The sequence below is a fragment of the Orientia chuto str. Dubai genome, assembly GCF_000964595.1.
Lineage (GTDB): Bacteria > Pseudomonadota > Alphaproteobacteria > Rickettsiales > Rickettsiaceae > Orientia > Orientia mediorientalis.
Genome location: NZ_LANP01000018.1, coordinates 1 through 25,738, shown reverse-complemented (window position 1 = coordinate 25,738; position 25,738 = coordinate 1). Strand labels below are relative to the sequence as shown.

Genomic DNA, 25,738 nt, shown 5'->3' with positions numbered 1-25,738 from the left:
AAATAATTATGCTTGTTTTATAGCAATTTTTTTATATTAATTCATTCATAATACATCTGAATTGAAAAACGCTTGATTTACCCTTAGGTTGTATGCGTTTCTTGATCATTAGTTCAACTTCTGAATTAAAAATTAGTGCTAAATTTCCTAAATTTTATTCTCCTTATATTCGACCTTTTGCATTAATTTTTTTATAATATTGACAAATTTTGCAAATTTAATTATAGTTAAGGTTGAATATTAATTACAAAAATTAATAAAAGTTAACACAAGTTAATAGCAGGTTCTATAAAGTGCGAAAGTTAACAAAAATTAACTTTCCTTCTTCTTTAGATTGAATATGACTTTCAACCTTTTTCACTAGGGTATGACACACGGAGTATTATGACATTTAAGATTATTTTTAATTGTTGTCCTATTTTCAACCTCAATAAAACCAGCGTCTCTTAATTCTACTAGGCATTGCCTAACTCGGCGTTGACAAACATTTAACTTATCCTCAAAAAGCTTATAACTCTCCTGTAATTCCTCTATATCGTTGTTATAATAGCGCTGCAGTCTAAATACTATGAATGATAGGAGTTGTTTAGAGGTTTTGCTTAAAGCTTTTTTATTATCTCCAATCAGATCCTTCCACTCTGCTGGATAAAATTTCCAATAAAATGGTAAAAAATTGTATCATTATTGACACTGTTATTTTTAGTAAAATTACAACTATTGGTTAAAATATCGCGTACTATATGTTGCACTTTTTGCCTCCAAAAATACAGCTATAGCAGGTAATTTTAGAAAATAATTTTTTATAAATTATTCTAAAATTTTGATTCAAAAGGTCGAATATAGGGAGCATAATTATTCTTATGCAAAACCTATTTTCATCTTCATACTGATTCTATTTGCCTTACAAGACCAGTTTTTTCTTTTATAGACAAAAGTCATGAAATTAAGTTAAATTTATTACTTAATTTTGTAATGATTTTAAAATTTTTTTTACATCTGCAGCATTATCAAAGCCATGATCATAGAAAATTTTTAATTCTGGAGAGTATTTTAAATTAATTTTTTGTGTTACCATTCGTCTAATTATATGGAGAGAAGCATTAATAGCATGCATAAGCTTTTCTTGGGATAATTTCAAGGAGCTAAATGGTAAAATATAGCAGTGGTATAACCCTTGTCCAGCTATAACTACCTTTGTAATAGTTATCTTGCACTCAAATAGATCTGAATGAAGCTTATTTGAATGCAGTACATCAATTAAAGCTAACTTAATCATGTTAGCAATTCTTAACTGTTTATATGATTTTACCTGATGTATTTTCCTCATAAAACTTGTCATTAATACTAGTCAATTAATTAGAGTTTAGCTTTTTCTTCAGTTACTGTGAACGCTTCAATTATGTCTCCTATCTTAATATCATGATGATTAGCTAACTCTATTCCACATTCAGATCCTGCTTTTACATCTTTTGTATGTTCCTTAAAACGCTTTAGGGTTTTTAAGGCTCCACTGAAAATTATTTTATTATCTCTAAGTAGATTAATTTTGCTGTCACGTTGAATATATCCTTTAGTAACATAACACCCAGCTATATTACCAACTTTGGTAATATTAAATACAGCTCTTACTTCTGCGCTACCAGTATGTTCTTTATGAATAATAGGGGATAACATACCGGACACAGCGCTCTTAACATAATCTATTAAATCATATATTATAGAGTAGTATTTGATATTTGTTTTATTTTTTTCTGCTTTAATGCTAGCTGCAGAGTTAATTTTAACATTAAATCCTAAAATAGTAGCATTAGAAGCATTAGCTAATATTATATCAGACTCGTTAATAACTCCAACAGCTGCATGAAGAATCTTGACTTTTACTTCATCACTAACAATTTTATTTATACTAGATACAATAGCTTCAAGAGAACCATGGACATCTGTTTTTAAAATTAAAGATAACTCTTTAATTTGATTCATAGACGCTTGTTTAAGCAATTCTTCTAAGGAAGTATTATCGATCTTAATATTCTGTTTTTCTTCTTTTTCTTTTCTAATACGATAATTAACTATATTACGTGCTTGTTTCTCATTTTGGACTACTGAAACTGCATCACCAGCTTTTGGTAGTTGATTTAATCCAAGAATTTTGACTGGATCTGATGGATAAGCATGTGTTACTTTCTGGTTTTTATCGTTAATCATTCTTTTTACTTTACCAAAAGTATTACCAGCGATTAAGATATCTCCGATTTTTAAAGTACCACGCTGAACCAATGCAGTAGCTACTATACCACTTTTAGCATCAACTTCAGATTCAATAATTGTACCAGAAGCTAAAGCATTTGAATTAGCTTTAAGCTCTAACATATCAGCAAGCAATAAAATTGCTTCTTCTAGTTTATCAAGATTGATTTTTTTTAATGCAGAAATTTGAACTACAATTGTTTCTCCTCCTAAATCTTCTGATATTATGTTGTAAGCCAGTAATGCATTTTTAATTTTATCTGGATTAGCATCTGGAGCATCAATTTTATTAATAGCAACTAATATAGGTACTTGAGCAGCCTTAGCATGGTTAATTGCTTCTATTGTTTGAGGCTTAATACCATCGTTAGCAGCAATGACTAACACAACAATATCAGTAATTTTAGCACCTCTAGTACGTATTTCACTAAAAGCCTCATGGCCAGGAGTATCAACAAATGTTATTGATTTATTGTTAGCAAGAGTAACTTTATATGCTCCAATATGTTGAGTTATACCACCAGCTTCTGTGCTTATTATATCTGTTGATCTTAGCGCATCCAATAAACAAGTTTTTCCATGATCTACATGTCCCATTACTGTTACAACTGGCGCTCTAGGTAATAATGATTCTGGAGTATCTTTATCTGAGTGTAAAATATTTTCTATATCAGAAGCTTGAATTCTTTTGACAGAATGTCCTAGGCTAACTGCGACTAGCTCTGCTGTGTCAACATCTATGTTTTGATTTGCGCTAGCGTTGATGCCAAGTTTTAATAGTGATTGCATTACATCTGAAAGTTTTTCTGACATGCGCAACGCCAGTTCATTAACTGCAATAGTATCTGATATAATTACTTCACGATATATCTTATTTGCTAGAGCTTTGTTATCTAACTTGCGCTTTTCTTTATCTCTAGCTCGTTTTATAGCTGCTATACTTCTGGGCTTTAACTTAGGGTCATCATCCAGCATTTGATAGATATCTGCTTTCTTAGGTTTAAGACTATTGCTCTTTTTAGTCCAGCTAGATTTAGCTAAGACAGTTTTTGTTTCAAGATCAATATTATTTTCTGTAATTTTATTTTTTAATTTTATGCCACCAGAAGCAGAAGGTATGCTACTACTATATAGCTGTTTCTCAGAATTTTTTTGCTTATATTCTGTTTGAGTTACAATAGATGTAACTGTATTTGAGGTATTATTAGAGTTGTGTTTGCTAGCTAAATCTATGTTTTGACTTTCCTGTTTATGCAAAGAATCACTTATATTTTGTTCTGAGTGAATATCAGTTTCAGTTGAAATTTCTGTATCTGTATTTATAGAACTGAAACTAATAACGCTATTCTTATAGTCTTCATTCTTAGCAAATGATGCTGCTCTTTTTAGAAGGCTAATTTTTTCATTAAATTCATCTGTAGTTGATAGGCCTGAGTTATTAAGATTTGTATTAATTTTATCAGATTCAGATAATGAAGTATTATTGCTAAATTTTCCACTACTCTTAATTTCTACTGTAACGCTATTATTATAAGATGTAACATAGCTAGTTTTTAATTTTTTAGGATCTATATGCTTACCAAGAACCATTTTTGATGGCAATTTTAGTTTTTTATCTTTTCCTTCTCTGTTGTGCTTATCTATCATAATTATTTTTACTGCTTGAATATTTATTACTTATTGCTATGCTAATTTTGCTGTATTTAATAAAAAGTACTGGACACCTTTGATACAAGTATTTGTTTTGCTTATATCTAAAATATTGGTTTAAATTAACCTTCTTAATTATACAGCAATATTTATTAGAGTGAACTACTTATTATTAGGTAAATAATAATACTACTGAATTTCTCGGTAGTATATTACTGATTTAAATCAGCTAAACGCCTTTTGTTAGTTAAAATTATAGAATTAAATTCTTTTTCATTAAGATTATTATTTGGTACTAAAGCGTTAAACTCACTGAATGTAAGCTCTTCAAGATCTTCTAAATTTTTAATACCATTTTCTGCAAGAGGAACAAAAGCTTCTAAAGGAATATCTAAAGCTTCTAGTAGTTCCTGCTCTACTCCTAGTTCTTCTAATTTTGTAAGAATTATTTTGCTTTGATTATTGACATAGTCCATTGCTTTTTGTTGTAATTCCCATATTAATTCAGAGCTAAGCTTATCAGTATTTGCGAAAGAATCAAGGCTAGCATGAGCTATTTGTTCAATAGAAATAAATCCTTCTGCTACTAATAACTGAGCTAGCATTTCATCAATTCCTAAATTCTTTGTAAATAAATCTGTAGCGGAAGAAAATTCATCTGTTCTGCGTGATGATTCTTGTTCTTCAGTGATAATATCAATATTCCAATTTAAAAGTTTAGATACAAGTTTAACATTTTGGCCTCGTCTTCCAATAGCGATACTAAGCTGATTAGCAGATATTATTAACTCAATTAAATGATTAGGTTCATCAATGATAACTTTTGTCACTTGTACTGGTGACATAGCATTAATAGCAAAGCCAGCAATATCTTGGCTCCATTTTATAACATTTATTCTCTCTCCACCAAGTTCATTAGAAATATTTTTAATTCTGTTTCCTCTAACTCCTATACATGATCCAACAGCATCAATAGATGAATCAGGAGAAAAAACTGCGATTTTAGCTCTTGATCCTGGATCTCTTGCTACTGCTTTAATAGTAATTGTACCTTCATAAATTTCTTGAACTTCCATTTCCAATAATTTAACTAACATTTGATTATCTGTTCTAGATAAAAACATTAGTGGTCCTTTAGGTTCTGGGTTTACTCTTTGTACATATGCTTTAATCCTATCGTTCTTTTTGTAGGCTTCACTAGGTATTAATTGATCTTTAGGAATAATAACTTCTATTCGACCAAATTCTCCTATTACATTGCCTGCTTCAATTCTTAAAACTGTTATAGTAATTATTTCCCCAACTCTATCTTTAACTTCTAAAAACTGTTTGTCTCTTTCTATTACTGCAATTTTTTCAGCAATAAAATTTCTAGCAATTTGAGCTGTACTTCTACTAGGAATGATAGCAGGAAGAGTCTCAAAAATTTGTTCTCCAACTTTGATAGCAGGATTTAACTGCAAAGCATTATCTAAGGAAATTTGAGAAAATATATCTTCTATATCTTCAACTACATTAAGGACTCTATATAGCTTGCATTCACCGCTTTTTTTATTGATTTCAACCTTAATATTATGTCCTGAGCCATATGTTTTTTTGCTAATAAATTGAATTGTTTCCTCTACAATAGAGATTAAAACATCTTGTGAAATATCCTTATCTCTAGCAATATGAGTTACAACCCTTAACACTTCAGAATTGATAGGATTAACCATAATTTATATATCCCCTAAGCTAATAATTTTTTGTAATTTGCTGAAACATATTATCTGTAAAAACTATTTTTGCAGTCCTTATATTATTATAATTTATAGTAATAGTACTATTATTCTGCAAGTTTAATGTAATTTTTTGTTCTTCGATATTAGAAATTATCCCTATATATTTTTTATTTTCATTAATATGGTTAACAAGTTTTACTTGTATTGTATGTCCTAAAAATTTTGTAAAATCTTCTAAATCTATTAAACTTCGCTCGATACCTGCAGATTCAACTTCTAAATAATATTTATTTGGTATTATATTTTCAATATCTAAAACTACTGAAATTGCTTTACTAAATGCTTGACAATCTAAAATATTGATTTTTCCTTCATCAAGACGATCAATAACTATCTTTAGTATAGCAGGTTTTACAATAAAATTTATACTGACAATTTTATATCCTAGGGTTTTAGCTGTAGGAGCAATTAGTTCTTTTATTTTATCATTTGAAATACTCATACTAAAGTATTTGTTAATAATATATATTCAAAATAGTAGTAAATTTATACTTGAATCATTAATTAAAAAATGAACTATATAGCATTAACCATATACGCCAGTTATAGCGTTTATAATGGATTAATATAATAACCTAATATAATTAAACTCATCTAGCCGCGATTTTAATACTAATCTATTAAGAAATCAATCATAATAATTAGCATATATAGTAGCAAAAGAAAAAAGAATAAATCTTAGGTTTGAGGCTGGTATTTAGGGAAAAGGAATCGTTTTCAAGCTAAAAATTTTATTATAGAAAAGGAGTAGAAACATTTTTTTGTTAAACTTCTAAATTTTTATAAAACTGACTATTGATTGTGCTATAATTGTGTTTGTATCGTTTGTCAAAAAGCTTATAAATATAGTGTGTAATTTCAAGCATCAAAGTTTTGAACATAAATAATTGAAAGCTAATTTTTTGTATCAAGCAACTAAAGTTTATAGTTGATACATCGACATACAATTGACAAATAAATACTTAAGAATTTCAGTTTTGAATTAGGAATTTAGAATTAATAGAAGATTAGTAGGCTTAAGGAAATAGGCAACTAATGAAGGTAATAGTATAAATGAAAGCATTCCATATAATGTATACCTAAGCTCAAAAAACAACTGAATATAGTACTAAGAGTTTATTTCCATGTTTTTCTTTATTAATTTTACAAAACTTGTAAATATAATTATATTTATAAACTTAAATTTGTTTATTTAATTATGAGATAAAAGTAAATTTATAAACTAATAGCTCTATCTCTATTTGATTTTGCAAATTTGTTAGTAGCAGCAAAGAATTATATGTTAATCAGAAGATGGTTTTGTAGCTGCTGCAAATCATCTTGCAACAGTTTTATTGGATTGTATTTATCTAGCTAATTTTTTAGCTATTCTGCAGATTTTAGCAAACATTCTGAAGAGTTTGTCGAAATTTTATCTTTTTATTTTAGTTGTTATGTCTATCCTCTTTAGTATACAAAGCACAGAACTAATTTTGTTCAATGCACTAGCTACCAATGCTTGCACTTTCTTAAGTAGATATATATTTTTAGTTTTTTAAAATTTGAGATTAGAAAATGTATTGATATTCTAGAATAAATTTTAACTTACACACTGAAGAAAAAGCTTAATTTTTATTATAGATATCACTTACAGTAGAGTTTATCACTCCTATTCCCATAATGCTATAACCACAATCAACATAGTGTATTTGTCCAGTAACACTATTACTTAAGTCACTTATTAAGTACAATACAGTATTAGCAACATCACTTTGAGTAATATTTCTCCTTAATGGAGCAGATGATTGATATGTATTAAGTATTGTTCTAAAATCACCAATTACACTTGCTGATAAAGTTCTAATTGGTCCAGCTGAAATAGCATTTACTCTAATATTTTTTGATCCTAAATCAGCAGCTATATATCTTACACTTGCCTCTAATGCTGCTTTAGCAACTCCCATAACGTTATATGAAGGTATAACCTTTTGCGATCCGTAGTAACTTAAAGTCAATATGCTGCCTCCATGCTTCATTAATGCTGCTGCTTTTTTGCTCAAATAAGTAAAAGAATAACATGAAATATCAAGTGTATTAAGAAAATTTTCACGTGAAGTATCTATATATTGTTTTCTAAATGCTTCTTTATCTGTATAGGCAATTGAGTGCACTAAAAAATCTAAGTTACCCCATTTAGTTGCTAATTTATCAAATAATTCATCAATAGATGTGATTTCCTTAACATCACATTTAAATATACTACAATTAGTTGCTTCAGCTAAGGGATTTATACGAGTTTTTAACCTATCATCTTGATATGTTATAGCAATCTCAGCTTCATGAGCATGGCATAGCTGAGCAATTTTCCAAGCAATTGACATTGTATTAGCTACACCAAGTATAATCCCCTTTTTACCAGTTAGTAATGCTAAGTTTTTCATTATATTTGTTAATTAATTTTGTTATATTAATACTTGATATTAGATAAATAATGCTATTGTTTTATTCTTAAATGCTGTCTAAAATGCTAGTAGCTTTTTAAAAGTTGATTAATTAAGTTTTTAGATTAAATTATTAATCATGATAATATTATAATGGAATTATTATAAGTATAATAAATATATGACCTCCATATCAGAAATACAAGCCAAGCTGTCTGTTATTAGCTCTGAAGTGATAAAAATTAATGATGTTAGCGCACCGCATAAAGGGCATGCTGAATATTCTGAATTTAGTCAGGTTTCTCATATACATATACTTATTGTATCAAACGAGTTTAATAATATGACTAATCTAGCAAGGCATAGATTAATTATGTCATTACTAAAACCAGAATTTCAAAATGGGTTGCATGCTGCATCAATAGATGCTTTCACTCCTTCGGAGTATGCTGCTACATTAAAAAATCAAAAATTTTAATTACGGATTTTATTTAAAAAAAACAAAAATTTATAATTTTCCAAAAAAGAAAATCTACGAATAATTAACCTTATAAGTAAAAAAAATTTAAAAAGTTTGATTTTTCGTATCTTGAAAATTGACTACATTACACTATATCATAGTGTGACAAGTTTATTTTTTGTATGTAAAAATCACATTTAAGGAAAGTTTTGTTTTTCTTAAATAAAGATTAATATAGCTTTTTAAGAATTAATTATAAAGCTATATGAAAATTTAGAGTGATTTATTAAGTATATAACTTTTTCTTGAAATTATTTGAGAGTTAAAAAAACTTAGAATTATTAAATTATTAAATAGGAGTTAATTAAAATGTCAGGAACAGAAGTAGTTATAGGAATTGACTTGGGAACAACCAATTCCTGTGTAGCAATTATGGAAATGAGAAAACCAAAAGTAATAGAAAATGCAGAAGGTGCTAGAACTACGCCATCTATAGTAGCATTTACAGCCGATGGGGAAGTAATTACAGGTGATCATGCAAAGAGGCAAGCTATTCCTAACCCTAAAAATACTTTCTTTGCTACTAAAAGATTAATCGGACGTACATTTGATGATCCAACAGTTAAGAAAGATCAAGAATTAGTACCGTATAATATTGTTAAAGCAAGTAATGGTGATGCATGGGTTGAAGCTAATGGTAAAAAATATTCACCTAGTCAAATTGGAGCTCACATTTTGCAAAAAATGAAGGCAACAGTAGAGCGTTATTTAGGCAGGAAAGTTACTAAGGCAGTTATTACAGTACCAGCTTACTTTAATGATGCTCAACGCCAAGCTACAAAAGACGCAGGCCAAATTGCAGGATTAGAAGTGTTAAGAATAGTCAATGAACCAACAGCTGCTGCGCTAGCTTATGGATTTGATAAAGCATGTGGTAGTAAAAATATTATAGTATATGACTTAGGAGGAGGAACTTTTGATGTCTCAGTATTAAATTTAGAAGATGGGGTAGTTGAAGTAAAAGCCACTAATGGAGATACATTTCTTGGTGGAGAGGATTTTGATATGCGACTACTAAATTACCTAGTTGATGAATTTAAGAAAAGCAATGGTATTAATCTTAAAAATGATCCGTTTGCTTTACAACGATTAAAAGATGAAGCTGAAAAAGTTAAAAAAGAATTATCTTCTACTCAGCAAGTAGAGGTAAATTTACCTTATATTACTGCAGACGCAAGTGGGCCAAAACATCTTAATGTTAAGCTAACTAGAGCTAAGCTAGAATCACTAGTCGAGGATTTAATAGCTAAAACTATTGAGCCATGCCGCAAAGCTTTAGAAGATGCTAATTTAAAAGCTTCAGATATTCATGAAGTAATACTAGTTGGTGGTATGACTAGAATGCCAAAAGTAATTGAAACAGTAAAAGAATTTTTTGGTCGTGAGCCGCATAAAGGAGTAAACCCTGATGAAGTGGTAGCACTTGGAGCTGCAATACAAGCAGGGGTATTACAAGGTGATGTTAAAGATATATTGTTACTTGATGTTACACCATTGTCTTTAGGAATTGAAACTTTAGGTGGAGTATTTACTAAATTAATTGATCGTAACACGACTATTCCAACTAAGAAAAGTCAAATTTTTTCAACAGCTGAAGATAATCAGCAAGCTGTAACAGTTAGAGTATTTCAAGGCGAAAGAGCAATGGCTGCTGATAACAAATTACTAGGGCAATTTAATTTTGAAGGCATTCCTCCAGCTCGACGTGGTGAACCAAAAATAGAAGTGACATTTGATATTGATGCTAATGGAATTGTCAATGTTTCAGCCAAAGATTTAGCTACAAATAAAGAACAAAAGGTAACAATTCAGGCCTCTGGAGGATTAAATAAAGATGATATTGAAAAAATGGTTCAAGAAGCTGAAAAATATGCAAGTGAAGATCGTAAACGCCAGGAGGCTATTGAGCTGAAAAACAAAGCTGAAAGTATAATTTATACTGCTGAAAAAGGGCTTAAAGAGTATGGTGATAAGCTTCCTGAAAACGATAAAAATAATATTACTTCAGCTATAAGTGAATTGCAGCAAGCTATTAAAGCTGATAATATAGATGATATTAAATTGAAAACTGAAGCCTTGACTACTGCTAGTATGAAAATTGGGGAAATAATGTATAAGCAACAAACCTCTGCAGCAAATAATAATATGCATTCTAGCTCTGATAATAGCTCTAATAACAAAGAAGATAAAGTTAAAGAAAAAGATGATAAAGTTGTAGAAGCTGAATATGAAGATATAGGTAAAAAGTAATCTGATTTACTAACCTATTTTAGTGTTTAGTAAAATAGTTTATGTTAAATAATATTAATATAATAATATATGTCTGATTTAGATTATTATCAAGTTCTAGAAGTGCCTCGAAATGCTTCTCAAGAGGAGATAAAAAAAGCTTATCGTAAGCTTGTTCTAAAGTATCATCCTGATCATAATCCTGGCAATAAAAATGCTGAACAAAAGATTAAAAGTATTAATGAAGCGTATGATGTACTAAAAGATGAGAAAAAAAGAAGTGCATATGACCAATTAGGGCATCAAGGATTTAAGAATAGTGGTGGTGGCAATTACCAGCAGAGTCACGGTTTTGCTGGAGGTATTGATCCTAATGATATTTTTGAAAATATATTTGGCGACTTCATGGGAACAAGACGTTCACCAAAAAATGTTTTCTCTAAAAAAGCTGGAGCTAATTTAAAATATGATCTTTCTTTAACTTTAGAAGAAGCATTTTATGGGATTACTAAAGTTATAAGTTTTAAAGCAGCAGTAACATGTAGCGCTTGTACTGGAAGAGGTATTTTAGATAGTAGCAGTACATTAAATTGTCCATCTTGCCGAGGAAGTGGAGTAACTAGATCTCAGCAAGGCTTCTTTTTTTTTGAAAACACTTGTCAAACTTGTCGCGGTGCAGGACAGGTTATTAAAAACCCTTGTAATAGATGTTATGGCGAAGGTAGGTATGTGAATACTAGAAATCTTGAGGTAAAAATACCTGCAGGAGTAAGAGAAGGTAGTCAAGTTAAGCTTACTGGTGAAGGAGAAGCTGGTAGTAGAGGTGGAAAAGCTGGAGATTTATATGTTTATATAATATTATCTCCTCATAATACTTTTACAATTGAAGGTGATGATTTACACTGTCAGCTTGATATTAGTTTTACTACAGCTGCATTAGGTGGCGAAATAGAAGTTATGGATATAACAGGAAGCAAGCTAAAACTTAAAATACCAGCAGGTACTCAAAATAATAATAAATTAAAACTTAGGGACAAAGGAATGCAAATCTTACATTCCGCTCGCCGTGGAAACATGATTGTTCATGTTAATATTAAAGTACCAACAAGTTTAACTAAATCTCAAAGAGAATTACTTAGTAAGTTAGATAAAGAGTTCAATGAAGAATTGAATGAAGGTTTTTTAAATAAAGTAAAAAATTTTTGGGCTAGTGGTAGTGAATAAAAATAAGCTAGTACAATTAAGTGCTAGCAAAATGATTTCTTAAAAAGAATTTTTCTTTGAGTAAAATTCATACTCCAGTCCTAGCTGCAGAAATGCTAAGTTATTTAGTTCCAGAGGATGATGGAATTTACCTTGATTGTACATTTGGAGCTGGTGGATATAGTGAACTAATTTTATCAAGCTGTAATTGTAAAATTATTGCTTTCGACTGTGATCCAGCTGTAATAAGAATTGCCGATCAGTTTTACCAGAAATACCCAAATCGATTTACTTTTTTGAATAAAAATTTTGCTGAGGTTAAGAAATATTTATTTAAGGCAATTAAATTCAACGGCATAGTGATGGATTTAGGAGTTTCTTCGATGCAATTAGATGAGGCAAATAGAGGTTTTTCTTTTCGTTATGATGCTGAGCTTGATATGAGAATGAGTCAAAAAGGATACAAAGCTTCAGAACTTATAAATGAGGCATCTGAACAAAAATTAGCTGATATTATTTATAATTTTGGTGAAGAAGTTAAGGCTAAAAAAATTGCTAAGAATATTGTTCTTGCTAGAGCAAAAAAGCCAATTGTAACTACCTTTCAATTGGCAAATATAATTAGGGAAGCAGTTGGATACAATAATCATTATCACAAGAGTAAGATTGATTCAGCTACAAAAACTTTTCAAGCTATTAGAATTTTTTTAAATGATGAATTATCCGCTTTAAAAACTTTCCTTAACCAGAGCCTGGATTTATTAGTTATTAATGGTAAACTTATTGTGATTAGTTTTCATGCATTAGAAGATACTATTGTTAAAAAATTTATGCATAAAAATAAAGTAAAAAAAATTGCTCAGTCAAAATACAATATCAATAAACAAATTCCTTTACAAAATGGAGTGTTACAGCTATTAACTAAAAAAATAGTAATACCAACTAAAACAGAAATTATAAATAATCCTAGATCTAGATCAGCAAGATTGAGGGCAGCATTAAAAATAAGTGAGTAGTTATATGCTGAATATTATAAATTGTATTATGGTTACAATAATATTTATTGTTAGTTACTATCTATTTGCAATAAAGAATGATGTAAATAATTTAAATTATCAATTAGCTCAAATTGATAAACAGATTCGAGAAGAAATTAATAATATAAATATTATCAAAGCTGAATTATCTCATTTAACTACTCCAGATAGGTTAAGGAAATTATCTACAAATTATTTATATCTTACTAATATTCAGACATCACAAATGATAGATAATTTACTAGTAACTGAAAAAGTTATTAGTGAAAGTGGTTAGCTATTATTATATACAATTATATTATAAAGTATGAATTATTTGCTTAAGGCATAATAATTAATTAAAGATGTTAAAGGCATTACTTCGCAACATAGCTAAAACATTTAGTGTATTATATAAAACAACTAGCTTTAATATTAATTACTTATTTTCATTTAATCAGACTAATTTAACACAAAAAACTAGAATACTATTTGTAATATTAAGCTTTTTAGTTGTTTTTATAATTATTGCTTTTCGAATTATAAAACTGTCTACTTATCAATCCCAAAACTTAACCTTTAGTAGAAAAATGCCCTTTAAGTATAGAAAAGAAATTGTTGATAGAAACAATAATATATTGGCAGTAAACCTATTTGCTCCATCAATTACAGCTTATACTAAAAAAATCACTAATCCAGCACTATTAGTAAAAAAATTACAATCTGTTTTTACTGATATCGGTGCAGACAAACTTTTAAATGACCTAAAAAATAACAAAAATTTTGTTATAGTTAAACGTCACCTGACTCCTAACCAACATAAACAAGTATATGATCTGGGAATTCCTGGTTTGAATTTTGAAGAAGATTATAAAAGGGTTTATACTTATGGTAATCTTTTATCTCATGTACTAGGTTATGTTAGTACAGATATGCGTGGTTTAGCAGGAATAGAAAATTATTATCATAGCTACCTATCTAATAGTGAAGAAGTATTAAATAAACCTCTAATATTAAGTATTGATATTAGAATACAAGATATAGTAAGCAAAGAACTAGATAATGCAATTAAAAAATTTAGTGCACTAGGGGGAGTAGGAATAATAGCTAATCCAAATAATGGTGAAATATTAGCTTCGATTAGCAAACCAGACTTCGATCCTCACGATCCAGCTAAAGCAACTACAAGCCAATTATTTAATAAAGCAAGTCTAGGAGTTTATGAACTTGGGTCTGTTATGCATGTTTTAACTGTTGCTATTGGTTTGGATACTGAAACTATAACTCTAAATAATACTTATGATCTTACAGAATTTAAAATTAGCAATTTTAAATTCAAAGATTACAAAAATTTTGTAGGATATTACAATGTTCCAGAAATTTTTATATATTCTTCTAATATCGGCATTGCCAAAATTGGATTAGATATAGGACAACATAACTTGAAGAAATACTTTAAATTATTAGCTTTAGATAAACCTCTAAAAATAGAGCTACCTGAAAAAGCAAACTCATTATATTCTACTAATGCAGCCTGGAGTGATATCTTAACAGCAACAATATCTTATGGCTATAGTATAGCTATTAGTCCATTACATTTTGTTCAAGCAATGATTCCAATTGTTAATGGGGGAAATTGGTATCCTATTACTTTAATTAAAAGACAGCCTGAAGATAACTTTCCATCACAAAAGATATTTAGTAAAAAAACATCTGAATATCTTAATGATCTATTGCGCTTAACAGTTAAGCATGGTACTACTAAAAATAGCGATGTAGTTGGATATCTTGTTGGTGGAAAAGTTGGTACTGCAAAAAAAATAAAAGATAAAAAATATGATAAAAATAGTATAAGGTCATCTTTTATTGGTATTTACCCATCGATAATGCCTAAATTTATTATATATTTAATGCTTGACGAACCTAAAAGCGATAAGTCTACACATGAATTAATCAGTGCAGCTGAATGTGGTATTACTTCTACTGCAGCTAGAATTATTTCTAAAATAGGTGCACTATACGGTATGCACCCACATAACCAAGAAATGGCTAGTGTGCAAAATATAAAAATTAATAACAAGATTCAATATGGAATCCAATAGTATCATTGAGCTTATAAAAAAGCGGAATATAAAAAATATTGCTATAACAGCACAGTCAGCAGAACCTGGCAAAATATTTTTTGCTATACCAGGATTATTTCATAATGGCAATGACTTCATTGATATAGCTTTAGCACATGGAGCTAGTTTAATTATTACCAATCAGAATCCAGCAATACCGCATGACAATATTATAGTAGTTAAAGATATTTCCATAGTGCTAGAAACAGTAGTTAATTATTTATATCCCAAATTACCTGAATACTTAGTTGCTGTAACTGGTACTGATGGAAAAACTTCAGTTGTTAATTATTTTCAACAATTATGTATGTTGGCTAATAAGCAAGCTGCTAGTATTGGTACTTTAGGAGTTATAACTACAAATAACTATTTAAATAAGCTATTAAATCCTGATCCAATAAAACCTGAATGCGCTACTACTCGGAGTTATATTGAAACACGATATATCTTGCATCAGCTTGCTACTTATGGAATTAATTTTGTAGCATTAGAAGCTTCTAGTCATGGTATTGATCAAAGTAGATTGAAAGGAATTAAATTTAAAGCAGCTGCATTAACTAGTTTTAGCCGCGATCATCTAGATTATCACAAAACTATGAATAAATATCTTGATGCCAAGTTAAAGCTTTTTAAAGAAAATGTGGTTAGTAATGGTGCAGCAATAGTTAACAACAACATTAATGAGTTGCAAATTATTCAATCGAAAATTACTAGCGAATTCGGTCTAAAGCTATTAAGTGTAGAACGACAAGGTGATATTCAAATTGTCAGTGTTCAAGGTTCATTTAATGGCCAAAAAGTACATTTTAGATATAAAAATAAAGATTATGGATTTAAAGTACCAATTATAGGTAGAGTTCATATTACTAATATGTTAATAGCTTTGTTATTAGCCATTAATGTTGGTTTTAAGTCTGAGAAATTAATACCATTACTATCTAATTTAAAACCAATTAAAGGCAGAATGGAGAAAATAAAATTTGGTAATTGTTATGTTTTTGTTGACTATGCTCTTACTCCCAATGCATTAGCAACGATGTTGACTGAGTTAAGAGTATTAAATAATAATAAAGGGAGATTAATAACCATATTTGGTGGTAGTGAAAACAGAGATGCAATAGCTAGAAGAATACAAATGGGAATAATAGCAAGCAAGTTATCAGACTTAGTAATAATTACTGATCAGAACACTTGCAATGAAGATCCAGCAGCAATTAGAAAAGAAATATTGCAAGTAGCTACATCAGCTATTGAAATTCCAAACCGAGGAGAAGCAATAAAATATGCTATAAATACAATGATAGATAATGATATACTACTTATAGCTGGAAAAGGCCATGAAACGCGTCAACAGATAGTAGGCAATCATGTAATTTATTATAATGACATGGAGCAGGTAAAGCTTCATTTAAAACAATTAAATAAGTTAATTGTATAACAAAAGCGTTAATATGGAATCAAATAGTATCATTGAGCTTATAAAAAGGCGGAATATAAAAAATATTGCTATCACAGCCCAATTAGCTGGACCCGGGCAAATATTCTTTGCATTAGCAGGATTATTTCATAATGGCAATGACTTCATTGATATAGCTTTAACAAATGGAGCTAGTTTAATTATTACCAGCCAGAATTTTGTAATACCGCACGATAATATTATAGTAGTTCAAGATATTGCTCTAGTGCTAGAAACAGTAGTTAATTATTTATATCCCAAATTACCTAAATACTTAGTTGCTGTAACTGGTACTGATGGAAAAACTTCAGTTGTTAATTATTTTCAACAATTATGTATGTTAGCTGGTAAGCAAGCTGCTAGTGTTGGTACTTTAGGAGTTATAACTACAAATAACTATTTAAATAAGCTATTAAATCCTGATCCAATAAAACCAGAATATGATACTACTAGGAGCTATATTAAAACACGATATATTTTGCATCAACTTGCTACTCATGGAATTAATTTTGTAGCATTAGAAGCTTCTAGTCATGGTATTGATCAAAATAGATTGAAAGGAATTAAATTTAAAGCAGCTGCATTTACTAGTTTTAGCCGCGAGCATTTAGATTATCATAAAACTATGAATAAATATCTTGATGCCAAGTTAAAGCTTTTTAAAGAAAATATGATTAGTAATGGTGTAGTAATAGTTAACAACAACATTAATGAATTGCAAATTATTCAATCAAAAATTACTCAAGAATTTGGTCTAAGGTTATTAAGTGTAGAACGACAAGGTGATATTCAAATTGTTAGTGTTCAAGGTTCATTTAATGGCCAAAAAGTACATTTTAGATATAAAGATAAAGATTATAAATTTAAAGTACCAATTATAGGTAGAGTTCACATTACTAATATGTTAATAGCTTTGTTATTAGCTATTAATGTTGGCCTTAAGTCTGAGAAATTAATACCATTGCTATCTAATTTAAAACCAATTAAAGGCAGAATGGAGAAAATAAAATTTGGTAATTGTTATGTTTTTGTTGATTATACTATTACTCCTAATGCATTGGCAACAATGTTGACTGAGTTACGGATATTAAATAATAATAAAGGAAGATTAGTAACTATATTTGGTGGTAGTGAAAACCAGGACATAATGGCTAGAAGAATACAAATGGGAATAGTAGCAAGCAAGTTATCAGACTTAGTAATAATTACTGACCAGGATACTTGTAATGAGGATCCAGCAGCAATTAGAAAAGAAATATTGCAAGTAGCTACATCGGCTGTTGAAATTCCAAATCGAGGAGAAGCAATAAAATATGCCATAAATACAATGGTAGATAACGATATACTACTGATAGCTGGAAAAGGCCATGAAACTCGCCAGCAAATAATAGGAAATCGTGTAATTGATTATAATGATATGGAGCAAGTAAAATTTCATTTAAAACAATTAAATAAGATGAATAAATGATGGAAATGTGGTCAGCTACAGATTTAACAGCAGCGCTAGGAGTTCGAGTGAATGTTAGTGTTAGAGGAATTGTTCAGTTTAATTCAAAACATGTCCAACCTGGAGATTTATTTATTGCTTTGCAATCTAATAATGGAGGCGATGGTCATCAATTTGTTAATGATGCGCTTACTTATGGTGCTGATGCAGTAATAGTAAGTCGGTTAATTGATAACATTAAAAATGATAAAATCATTTTAGTTAATAATACAAAGAATGCATTATCACAACTAGCAAATTACCGGCATCAACAGTTAAAAAATACTAAGTTCATTGGCATTACTGGTAGCGTTGGTAAGACATCAACAAAGGAAATAATGTTCAAAGTTTTTAGCACATGTTATAAAACTTTTGCTAGCAGAAAAAATTTCAATAATTTACTTGGTATGCTGCTAAACCTTGCATCAGTGCCAATTAATACTGAATATGCTATTTTTGAATTAGGTATGACCAGAGCTGGAGAACTACGAGAATTAGTTAAAATTTTACCATTAAATATTGCTATACTTACTAATATTAATTCAGCCCACACTGAATTTTTTAATTCATTGGAACATTTAACAGAATCCAAATGCGAAATTTTTGATGGGTTAGTTGATGAAGGCATAGCAGTTATTAATTCTGACAGCATGTTTTTTACTAAACAGCTTGAATACATTAATAAAGTTGGTATTAGTAATGTGTTTACTTTTGGAAATCACCAAGCAGCTAATAGTAAAGTTACAAGTTATTATTATGATTCTAATAATCAAAAATCAGTAATAAATATTAATTGTAATGGGAATTATTTTCAATTTAATACTCAAATTCTGAGCTATGGTCAAGCCCTTAATATTGCTGTAGTACTGTTAGTAAGTGATATTTGCAAAATCAATTTAACTAAAGTAATTGAAGTAATTAATACACTTAAAAACTTTGAAGGTAGAGGCAAAGTTTATTTATTAAGCTTTAATTCAAACTCCTTATTTATAATAGATGATTGTTATAATGCTAATCCAGCTTCAATGAAAAATGCATTGCAACTATTAGGTCAAATTAAAGCTAAACGAAAAGTAGCTGTTTTAGGCGATATGCTAGAGTTAGGATATAGAGCAAAAGAACATCATTTAAATCTTATTACTTATATTGTAGAGTGTAATATTTATGTTATTGCTATTGGATCATTAATGAAAAACATGTATGAACTATTACCTAATAAGCTTAAACTTAATCATTACAATAGCATATATGAATTAACAGTTGATAAATTTTTATCTTTATTACATAAAGATGATTATGTTTTAATTAAAGGGTCAAATCGTATGAAGCTTAGTTTAATAATAGAAAACTTACTTGAGTCTAGAAAGTTAAAAGATGCTATATAATCTATTTGCATCATGTACTGATGGCAGTGATATTTTTAGCATTTTTAGTAATGTTATAGTAAGAAGTGGAATAGCAATATTGTTAAGCTTTATTATATCGTTTTCTTTAGTTCCTCTTCTAATAAAATATTTTAAAACTTGGAAGAATTTAGTACAACCTATTAGAAACTTTGGCCCTAAAAGACATATAACTAAAGTTGGAACCCCAACAATGGGGGGAATTGCAATTATCTTCTCAATAATATTATCAACACTGATACTAGCTGATTATAAAAATATTTATGTACTGCTAACAATATTTGTAATGCTTAGTTTAGCAGCTTTAGGTTTCATTGATGATTATCAGAAAGTAATAAAAAAAAATACAAAAGGTATTAGTCCAATTTATAAATTAATTAGCCAAATTATAGTAAGTATAATTAGTTATATAATTATTAGCTATAATCTAGATTCAGGAATAGCCAATTATGTAATAATTCCTTTTTTTCAAAAGTTAACTATTAATTTATCTATATTATATATTCCTCTTGCTTTATTTATAATTATTGGAACATCTAATGCAGTAAACTTAACTGATGGACTGGATGGATTAGTTACCGTACCAATTATTGTAGTAGCTTTATGTTTAGGATTAATGTGCTACTTAGCTGAAGATGCATCATATATTAATACTAATAACTTACAAATTTTACATGTTCCGCAAGCTTCAGAACTAACAGTATTATGTTCTGCTATAGCTGGAGCAAGTCTAGGATTTTTATGGTATAATGTTAAACCAGCTAAAATATTCATGGGTGATGTTGGTAGTTTATCTCTTGGAGGAGCTATTGGTATAATTAGTATAATTAGTAAGAATGAAATAAGACTTGCTATTATTGGAGGGCTATTTGTAATAGAAGCCTTATCGGTTATAATTCAATTATATTCAATTAAATATTTAAAAGGAAAGCGTATTTTTAAAATGGCTCCCATACACCATCATTTTGAACAGATAGGTTGGGGCGAATCTAAAATAGTAAATATATTTTGGACTATATCAATAGTATTTTCAATAATTGGCCTATCTAGTTTAAAAAATTTTAAACTTTTATATTTATAACTTATTACAAGTTTGATGGTAGAAATGATGGGAATATTCAAAATATATTTTGATACAGCAACTATACTATAAATCTCAATTTTGGATTAAGAAATAAATTAGGAGAGAACTTAAAGAGGTAAATTATGAGCAAAAAAAGGAAGGAGAAAATATGGAGAATAAAAATTTGGAAAGTTGAGCACTAATTTTTAACCTAATGATCGATAGATGTATACAACTCAAGACTAACTAAGTGATTTTTAAGTAGAATATATTATGAACAAGTTAGTACAAAAAATTTGCTATTAAATAAAAGACATAATATAGACCGGCTATATTAATATAGAACAATATAATTACTATATAATTTATGTATATTATTAATAAATACTGTGGTTAAATAACTGATCAAATAATTATGCTTGTTTTATAGCAATTTTTTTATATTAATTCATTCATAATACATCTGAATTGAAAATAGCTTAATCACCCTTAGATTGCATGCGTTTCTTGATTATTAGTTCAACTTTTAAGTTAAAAATTAGCGCTAAATTTCCTAAATTTTTATTATCCCTATTTTCGGCATTTGGCTTTAATTTTTTTGTAATATTGACAAATAATGTTAATTACAAAAATTAATTAAAGTTAACACAAGTTAATAGTAGGCTCTATAAAGTGCGAAAGTTAACAAAAATTAATCTTCCTTCTCCTTTATATTGAATATGACTTTCAAATCTTTTTTATTAGGCAATGTTATTATACTTAATTTTAGTATTTATTTTGTAAGCTTTGAAAAGTCTTCTTCTACTAAAATATTGAAGTAATAATTATATTTTTGATACTTTTCGTTTTTCATAGTTACTTTCTAATCTAGAATTGAATTAACGCCTCAAATGAAAATGTTATGTAATGATTTTTCTCTTGTACTCATATCAACACTAATAAACTAACTAGAACTTTAGATACAAGTTATTCATAGATTTTAATATATCATATCTAATCCAAAACTGAGGTTATAACTACGTGCTACTTTAAGTAAAGATTTATTTTTATTGATTACTTACTAATCTATTGTATTCTGGCAAATTATCTCAAAATTATTATAAATTTTAATTTTGTACTTTATCTAGTTAATTTCTTGAAAACTAAAAACCTATATATTATAATTAAGATGCTAAATTAAGCTATGGCAATAAATCTTATTAAAAATAGAGGCAGTGGACCCGGGGGCAGTACTCGGCACCTCCACCAGAATAAAGCAATGTTTTTATGGGGGTGAAAAAGTTTCGACACACCTAGTAAAATAATAAATTTTGCTCGATATGATTCCGTCGTTTTAGGCAATGTTTAAATAAAGTATTGTTTAAATGGGTCAAAAAGAAGAAATGCAAACGATAACGAGCTTTCTTCAGATGTTGGTTTACCTAAGCTTGCATTAGCAGCTTAATAGACTAGCATACTGAGCGGTTAAATGGGCTTACCGAGCAACAGAAAAGCCCTAGTTATTTTTATAAAACATGTTAAAATAATAAAAAATTATTTTTTGTATAAAATGTTCGCTAAAATTTATTGAAAATATAAATAATGTTAGCTAATCCTTTAAGTCAGTTTTTGATTAAACCAATTGTACCATTAGAGATTGTAGGCTATAACATTAGTATTACTAACTCATCATTAGCTATGATTTTTGCTAGCATAGCTGCTAGTTTGTTGCTAATTACAGCATTCACTTACAGTAGCATTGTACCCTCAAGGTGGCAAGCTCTTGGAGAAATTATATATGAGTCAAATAAAAAGCTGGTATATAGTACTATAGGGCCTGAAGGAAGATTATTCTTTCCTTTAATTTTTACATTGTTTCTTTTTATTAGCTTTGGTAATATTCTTGGAATGGTTCCCTATGCATTTACATTTACTAGCCATATAATAGTTACATTTAGCCTAGCAATGATAGTATTTATTGCTACTTTAATTTACGGTATTTTAAGGCATAAATTAGAAATTTTTTCACTCTTCTTACCAAAGAATATACCTATTTGGTTAGCACCAATAATAATCATAATCGAGTTATGCACTTTTTTTTCAAAACCAATTAGTTTATCTTTAAGGTTAACTGCAAATATGGTAGCTGGGCATATATTACTAAAAATAATTGCTTGGCCTATTGTTAGTTTAACTTGGCTTTTGAAACCATTACCTATAGCTTTAGTTATTATACTTATTGGATTTGAATTATTTATTTCTATTTTACAAGCATATATTTTCACAATTTTGTCTTGTGTCTACTTAAGAGATGTAGTAAATTTACATTAAAATAGCGTTATAGCTATATTTGATAATACTAATTATACAGGAGATTATAAAAAAAATGGATCCTATATCTTTTAAGTACATAGCTGTAGCTTTTATGGCGTTTGGTATGGCTGGTGCAGCATTAGGAGTTGCCAGTATATTTAATGCATTGATGAATTCGATTGCACGTAACCCTTCAGCTACTGAAGACTTACAGAAAGCAGCTTTAATTGGAGCAGGATTAGCTGAAGCTATGGGGCTATTTTCATTCATTTTAGCAATATTATTAATGTTTACTTAAAGTAATATGCCTCAGTTAGATTATATCTTCTTTCCTACACAGTTATTTTGGTTAGCTATTACTTTTACTTTTTTATTATTAATTATTAACTTTATAATTGTACCTTTAGCTGAAAATATCTTTACTAGAAGAAACAATTATATTTCTTCATATATTGAGAAAGCTAAAAAGATTAATCTTCAAGTGCAGCAAATTAATGAAGAAATTGATAAGATTACTCATCTATCTGAACTTGAGGCTGAAGAGATTATAAGGCAAGCAAAGAAATCTAGCGAAGAAATATGCAATCAAAAATGGAATCATCATTCTAAGCAACTTGATCAAAAAATTGCAAATTGTATTGCTGAAATTGAAAATATGATGACGAATTTTCAAAGTAGCTATAAAGAACAGGTGATTCAGTATTCTCAAGATCTTATAAAAAAACTAACAAATCATGAAGCTGATGTTAATTATCTATATGAATATTATAACAAATTAGATAAAAAAAACAATAACTTAATGAAATATTGAAGTGCTAATTTATTTTATTCTATTTATTATTATCTCTTATAAGCCGTTTAAGAAATTTTTGACAAATACTTTAGATAATAAAATTAAAAGTATTAAGGATAGAATAGATCACTCAATAGCTATTAATGATAATGCTGAAGAAATGCTCATTGAAGCAAAAACAAAATTGATCGAAGCAAAAAACAAAAAAACAACATTACTTGCTCAAGCACAAAAAGCAGCTAACAATATTGCTGCATTAAAGCTAAATGATCTGGAAATCAAAATTAAAGAATATGAAATGCAAGTTCAGGAAAGAATCAAATATGAAAAACATCGAGCTATAGAGGAAATGTATGCATATTTTTTTAAAATTTCTAGTAAAATTGCTTTAAAATATATTAGCGATACGCTACAAAATTCTGATACTAATATAATAATAAGCATGATTGATAATAATAAGCATGATGAAAGTAATAGTATTTGCAATTCTCCTTATCAGAGATGATTATATTCTATTATCAATGCTTTCTAGTACGTAATAAGGATTATATTCAAGCATTGACTATAAAAACATGGTCTTATGATAGTATCAGTATGAAGATGAAAATAGGTTTTGCATAACTTGATTATGCACCCTATATTCTACCTTTTGAATAAAAATTTTAGAATAATTTGTAAAAATATTCTAAAATCACTGCTATAGCTGTATTTTTGGAAGTACAAAATGCAACATACAGTATACGATATTGCAGCCATTGGTTATAATATTGCTAAAAATAACAGTAGCAATATTAGTACAATTTTTTATAATTTTGTTGAAAATTTTTCTCCAGCAGAATGAAGATGAATAATTGATGATGGAAAAGCTTTAGGAAAAACTGAAAGGCAGTTGCTAGCTGATAGTTCTCAACTATAAATATATAATAATAGAAATATAGAAGAATTACAGGATGGTTATTATTTTATGAAGAGTTATTAGGACTTCAGTACAGAATGGGGTTAGACAATGCCTAGTAGAATTAAGAGATGTAGGTTTTATTGAACTTCATAATAGAACAATAATTAAAAATAATCTAAAGTGGTGTAATACTCAATGCATAAAACTTATTAAAAATTTTCAACATGTTAGTAACTTCGAAATAGTATGGCCCTGAAGGAAGATGCTCTAATAACTTATTAATAATTCTCCTTTTACCACCAACCCAATGCAGGAAAGGCTTATTAGCTGTTGCTACTGACACAATTTTTTATTTATAAATATCTCTGCTATAGATTATAGCAGAAAATAAGCCTTAATGCCAGTAATAATCATTGTTACAGAGCTTTTTTAACATATCTTTTTTGATGAAATTTTCATTATTTACAACCGTGAATGCGATAATTTCGCATCAGTGTTTAATATTATGTAAAAATTTTAATATTATAAGAAAGCATGTACTGATAAAAATCATTGCTGTATACCTGATATTATCTGAGTTTAGAGTTAGATAATATTCTCTAGAGATTAAAGGCGTAAACAGCAAATTTATTTCTTTTAACCTCTAGCAGCCATTTGTTAAATTAAATAGCAGGGGAATTTTATGCCTATAGAAGATGAAGGTCAAAACAAAATTAATAAATTAACTAAAAAATTAGCTACAGAAGGAATTAATAGCACTACAAAACAAATAGATGCTGAATTAACTATACCATCAATGATAAGAGTTGTTTAGATGTTTTACTTAAGTTTTTTTTCCATTATCTCCTGTTAACTTTCTCCATTCTGAGGGAATAAAATTTCCAATAAAATGATAAAAAATTATACCAATATTGCAACCATTAGTTATATACTGTGTGTTGCACTTTTTGCCTCCAAAAATACAGCTATAGCAGTGATTCTAGAAAATAATATTTTTATAAATTATTCTAAAATTTTTATTCAAAAGGTAGAATATAAGGTGCATAATCAGTTTTATGCAAAACCTATTTTTCATCTTCATACTGATTCTATCTGCCTTACAAGACCAATTTTACCTATAGACAATGTTAAAGCATCCGAGTTATCAAGAATAAATTG

General features: G+C 28.6%; 21 protein-coding genes, 1 other RNA gene and 2 pseudogenes. 17 read left to right on the top strand and 7 right to left on the bottom strand.

The window, feature by feature from the left end; all coding sequences use genetic code 11:
- Positions 1-623 precede the first annotated feature (623 nt).
- From OCHUTO_RS06815 to OCHUTO_RS03170, 6 genes are all read right to left on the bottom strand, one after another.
- Positions 624-749: a hypothetical protein gene (locus OCHUTO_RS06815; RefSeq protein ID WP_269745484.1), complete on the bottom strand. Its 126-nt coding sequence runs from the start codon at positions 747-749 to the stop codon at positions 624-626.
- A gap of 212 nt (positions 750-961) precedes the next feature.
- Complete coding sequence (gene rbfA, locus OCHUTO_RS03190) at positions 962-1,327, bottom strand: 30S ribosome-binding factor RbfA (RefSeq protein WP_045797388.1); 366 nt, start codon at positions 1,325-1,327, stop codon at positions 962-964.
- 29 nt (positions 1,328-1,356) lie between these two features.
- Positions 1,357-3,894 (bottom strand): translation initiation factor IF-2, encoded by a 2,538-nt coding sequence (gene infB / locus OCHUTO_RS03185; protein WP_045797381.1) that lies wholly within the window; start codon positions 3,892-3,894, stop codon positions 1,357-1,359.
- 215 nt (positions 3,895-4,109) lie between these two features.
- Complete coding sequence (gene nusA / locus OCHUTO_RS03180; RefSeq protein WP_045797380.1) at positions 4,110-5,612, bottom strand: transcription termination factor NusA; 1,503 nt, start codon at positions 5,610-5,612, stop codon at positions 4,110-4,112.
- 19 nt (positions 5,613-5,631) lie between these two features.
- The gene (locus tag OCHUTO_RS03175) at positions 5,632-6,114 is read right to left on the bottom strand and encodes a ribosome maturation factor RimP (protein WP_045797387.1); all 483 of its coding nucleotides are present in this window, start codon (positions 6,112-6,114) and stop codon (positions 5,632-5,634) included.
- Positions 6,115-7,282: 1,168 nt separating this feature from the next.
- A complete protein-coding gene (locus tag OCHUTO_RS03170) occupies positions 7,283-8,098 on the bottom strand; it encodes an enoyl-ACP reductase FabI (protein WP_045797379.1) in 816 nt (271 codons plus the stop codon).
- A gap of 181 nt (positions 8,099-8,279) precedes the next feature.
- Between OCHUTO_RS03170 and OCHUTO_RS03165 the strand changes: the two genes are divergently transcribed.
- The 15 genes from OCHUTO_RS03165 to OCHUTO_RS03100 all read left to right on the top strand — a co-directional run bounded on the left by OCHUTO_RS03165 (position 8,280) and on the right by OCHUTO_RS03100 (position 24,187).
- Positions 8,280-8,576 carry a BolA family protein gene (locus OCHUTO_RS03165; RefSeq protein ID WP_045797378.1) on the top strand — a complete coding sequence of 99 codons (297 nt, stop codon included), beginning with the start codon at positions 8,280-8,282 and terminating at the stop codon, positions 8,574-8,576.
- Between the two features lie 351 nt (positions 8,577-8,927).
- Entirely contained in the window at positions 8,928-10,868 is a 1,941-nt protein-coding gene (gene dnaK, locus OCHUTO_RS03160) for a molecular chaperone DnaK (protein ID WP_045797377.1), read from the top strand.
- A 69-nt stretch (positions 10,869-10,937) separates the two neighbouring features.
- Positions 10,938-12,071, top strand: coding sequence for a molecular chaperone DnaJ (gene dnaJ, locus OCHUTO_RS03155; protein ID WP_045797376.1), 1,134 nt, complete (start codon positions 10,938-10,940; stop codon positions 12,069-12,071).
- Between the two features lie 56 nt (positions 12,072-12,127).
- Complete coding sequence (gene rsmH / locus OCHUTO_RS03150; protein WP_045797375.1) at positions 12,128-13,066, top strand: 16S rRNA (cytosine(1402)-N(4))-methyltransferase RsmH; 939 nt, start codon at positions 12,128-12,130, stop codon at positions 13,064-13,066.
- A 4-nt stretch (positions 13,067-13,070) separates the two neighbouring features.
- On the top strand, positions 13,071-13,364 hold the full coding sequence (gene ftsL / locus OCHUTO_RS03145; protein WP_045797374.1) for a cell division protein FtsL: 294 nt from the start codon (positions 13,071-13,073) through the stop codon (positions 13,362-13,364).
- Between the two features lie 67 nt (positions 13,365-13,431).
- A complete protein-coding gene (locus tag OCHUTO_RS03140) occupies positions 13,432-15,168 on the top strand; it encodes a peptidoglycan D,D-transpeptidase FtsI family protein (protein WP_052694633.1) in 1,737 nt (578 codons plus the stop codon).
- Positions 15,155-16,627, top strand: coding sequence for a UDP-N-acetylmuramoyl-L-alanyl-D-glutamate--2,6-diaminopimelate ligase (locus tag OCHUTO_RS03135; protein ID WP_045797373.1), 1,473 nt, complete (start codon positions 15,155-15,157; stop codon positions 16,625-16,627). Before OCHUTO_RS03140 ends, OCHUTO_RS03135 begins: the two co-directional genes overlap by 14 nt.
- Before the next feature lie 13 nt (positions 16,628-16,640).
- A complete protein-coding gene (locus OCHUTO_RS03130; RefSeq protein WP_045797385.1) occupies positions 16,641-18,113 on the top strand; it encodes a UDP-N-acetylmuramoyl-L-alanyl-D-glutamate--2,6-diaminopimelate ligase in 1,473 nt (490 codons plus the stop codon).
- A complete protein-coding gene (locus OCHUTO_RS03125; protein WP_052694632.1) occupies positions 18,110-19,516 on the top strand; it encodes a UDP-N-acetylmuramoyl-tripeptide--D-alanyl-D-alanine ligase in 1,407 nt (468 codons plus the stop codon). The genes OCHUTO_RS03130 and OCHUTO_RS03125 overlap by 4 nt, the downstream gene beginning before the upstream one ends.
- Positions 19,506-20,615, top strand: a complete 1,110-nt coding sequence (gene mraY / locus OCHUTO_RS03120; protein ID WP_045797372.1) for a phospho-N-acetylmuramoyl-pentapeptide-transferase — start codon at positions 19,506-19,508, stop codon at positions 20,613-20,615. The genes OCHUTO_RS03125 and mraY overlap by 11 nt, the downstream gene beginning before the upstream one ends.
- Positions 20,616-21,728: 1,113 nt before the next feature.
- Positions 21,729-22,097, top strand: a transfer-messenger RNA (tmRNA) gene (gene ssrA / locus OCHUTO_RS05295).
- Between the two features lie 81 nt (positions 22,098-22,178).
- Positions 22,179-22,907 carry a F0F1 ATP synthase subunit A gene (locus OCHUTO_RS03115; protein ID WP_045797371.1) on the top strand — a complete coding sequence of 243 codons (729 nt, stop codon included), beginning with the start codon at positions 22,179-22,181 and terminating at the stop codon, positions 22,905-22,907.
- A gap of 55 nt (positions 22,908-22,962) precedes the next feature.
- Positions 22,963-23,187 (top strand): F0F1 ATP synthase subunit C, encoded by a 225-nt coding sequence (locus OCHUTO_RS03110; RefSeq protein WP_045797383.1) that lies wholly within the window; start codon positions 22,963-22,965, stop codon positions 23,185-23,187.
- Positions 23,188-23,193: 6 nt separating this feature from the next.
- Positions 23,194-23,700: a F0F1 ATP synthase subunit B family protein gene (locus OCHUTO_RS03105; protein ID WP_045797370.1), complete on the top strand. Its 507-nt coding sequence runs from the start codon at positions 23,194-23,196 to the stop codon at positions 23,698-23,700.
- A 1-nt stretch (position 23,701) separates the two neighbouring features.
- A complete protein-coding gene (locus OCHUTO_RS03100) occupies positions 23,702-24,187 on the top strand; it encodes a F0F1 ATP synthase subunit B family protein (RefSeq protein ID WP_198139657.1) in 486 nt (161 codons plus the stop codon).
- 634 nt (positions 24,188-24,821) lie between these two features.
- On the opposite strand, the pseudogene OCHUTO_RS03095 reads toward OCHUTO_RS03100, so the two are convergent.
- Positions 24,822-24,926, bottom strand: a pseudogene (locus OCHUTO_RS03095) (DNA adenine methylase); the annotation flags it as partial.
- 336 nt (positions 24,927-25,262) lie between these two features.
- On the opposite strand from OCHUTO_RS03095, the pseudogene OCHUTO_RS06810 reads away from it, so the two are divergent.
- Together OCHUTO_RS06810 and OCHUTO_RS06455 are read left to right on the top strand one after the other, a co-directional pair.
- Positions 25,263-25,364 (top strand): annotated as a pseudogene (locus tag OCHUTO_RS06810) (sensor histidine kinase); the annotation flags it as partial.
- A gap of 189 nt (positions 25,365-25,553) precedes the next feature.
- Positions 25,554-25,738, top strand: a 185-nt coding sequence (locus tag OCHUTO_RS06455; RefSeq protein WP_232296967.1) for a hypothetical protein, incomplete at its 3' end; no start/stop codon positions are given.

Coding starts and splice junctions, on each gene's coding strand:
- rbfA (WP_045797388.1), bottom strand. CDS start 1,327: ATGAGGAAAATACATCAGGTAAAATCATATAAACAGTTAAGAATTGCT.
- infB (WP_045797381.1), bottom strand. CDS start 3,894: ATGATAGATAAGCACAACAGAGAAGGAAAAGATAAAAAACTAAAATTG.
- nusA (WP_045797380.1), bottom strand. CDS start 5,612: ATGGTTAATCCTATCAATTCTGAAGTGTTAAGGGTTGTAACTCATATT.
- OCHUTO_RS03170 (WP_045797379.1), bottom strand. CDS start 8,098: ATGAAAAACTTAGCATTACTAACTGGTAAAAAGGGGATTATACTTGGT.
- OCHUTO_RS03165 (WP_045797378.1), top strand. CDS start 8,280: ATGACCTCCATATCAGAAATACAAGCCAAGCTGTCTGTTATTAGCTCT.
- dnaK (WP_045797377.1), top strand. CDS start 8,928: ATGTCAGGAACAGAAGTAGTTATAGGAATTGACTTGGGAACAACCAAT.
- dnaJ (WP_045797376.1), top strand. CDS start 10,938: ATGTCTGATTTAGATTATTATCAAGTTCTAGAAGTGCCTCGAAATGCT.
- ftsL (WP_045797374.1), top strand. CDS start 13,071: ATGCTGAATATTATAAATTGTATTATGGTTACAATAATATTTATTGTT.
- OCHUTO_RS03140 (WP_052694633.1), top strand. CDS start 13,432: ATGTTAAAGGCATTACTTCGCAACATAGCTAAAACATTTAGTGTATTA.
- OCHUTO_RS03135 (WP_045797373.1), top strand. CDS start 15,155: ATGGAATCCAATAGTATCATTGAGCTTATAAAAAAGCGGAATATAAAA.
- OCHUTO_RS03130 (WP_045797385.1), top strand. CDS start 16,641: ATGGAATCAAATAGTATCATTGAGCTTATAAAAAGGCGGAATATAAAA.
- OCHUTO_RS03125 (WP_052694632.1), top strand. CDS start 18,110: ATGATGGAAATGTGGTCAGCTACAGATTTAACAGCAGCGCTAGGAGTT.
- mraY (WP_045797372.1), top strand. CDS start 19,506: ATGCTATATAATCTATTTGCATCATGTACTGATGGCAGTGATATTTTT.
- OCHUTO_RS03115 (WP_045797371.1), top strand. CDS start 22,179: ATGTTAGCTAATCCTTTAAGTCAGTTTTTGATTAAACCAATTGTACCA.
- OCHUTO_RS03110 (WP_045797383.1), top strand. CDS start 22,963: ATGGATCCTATATCTTTTAAGTACATAGCTGTAGCTTTTATGGCGTTT.
- OCHUTO_RS03105 (WP_045797370.1), top strand. CDS start 23,194: ATGCCTCAGTTAGATTATATCTTCTTTCCTACACAGTTATTTTGGTTA.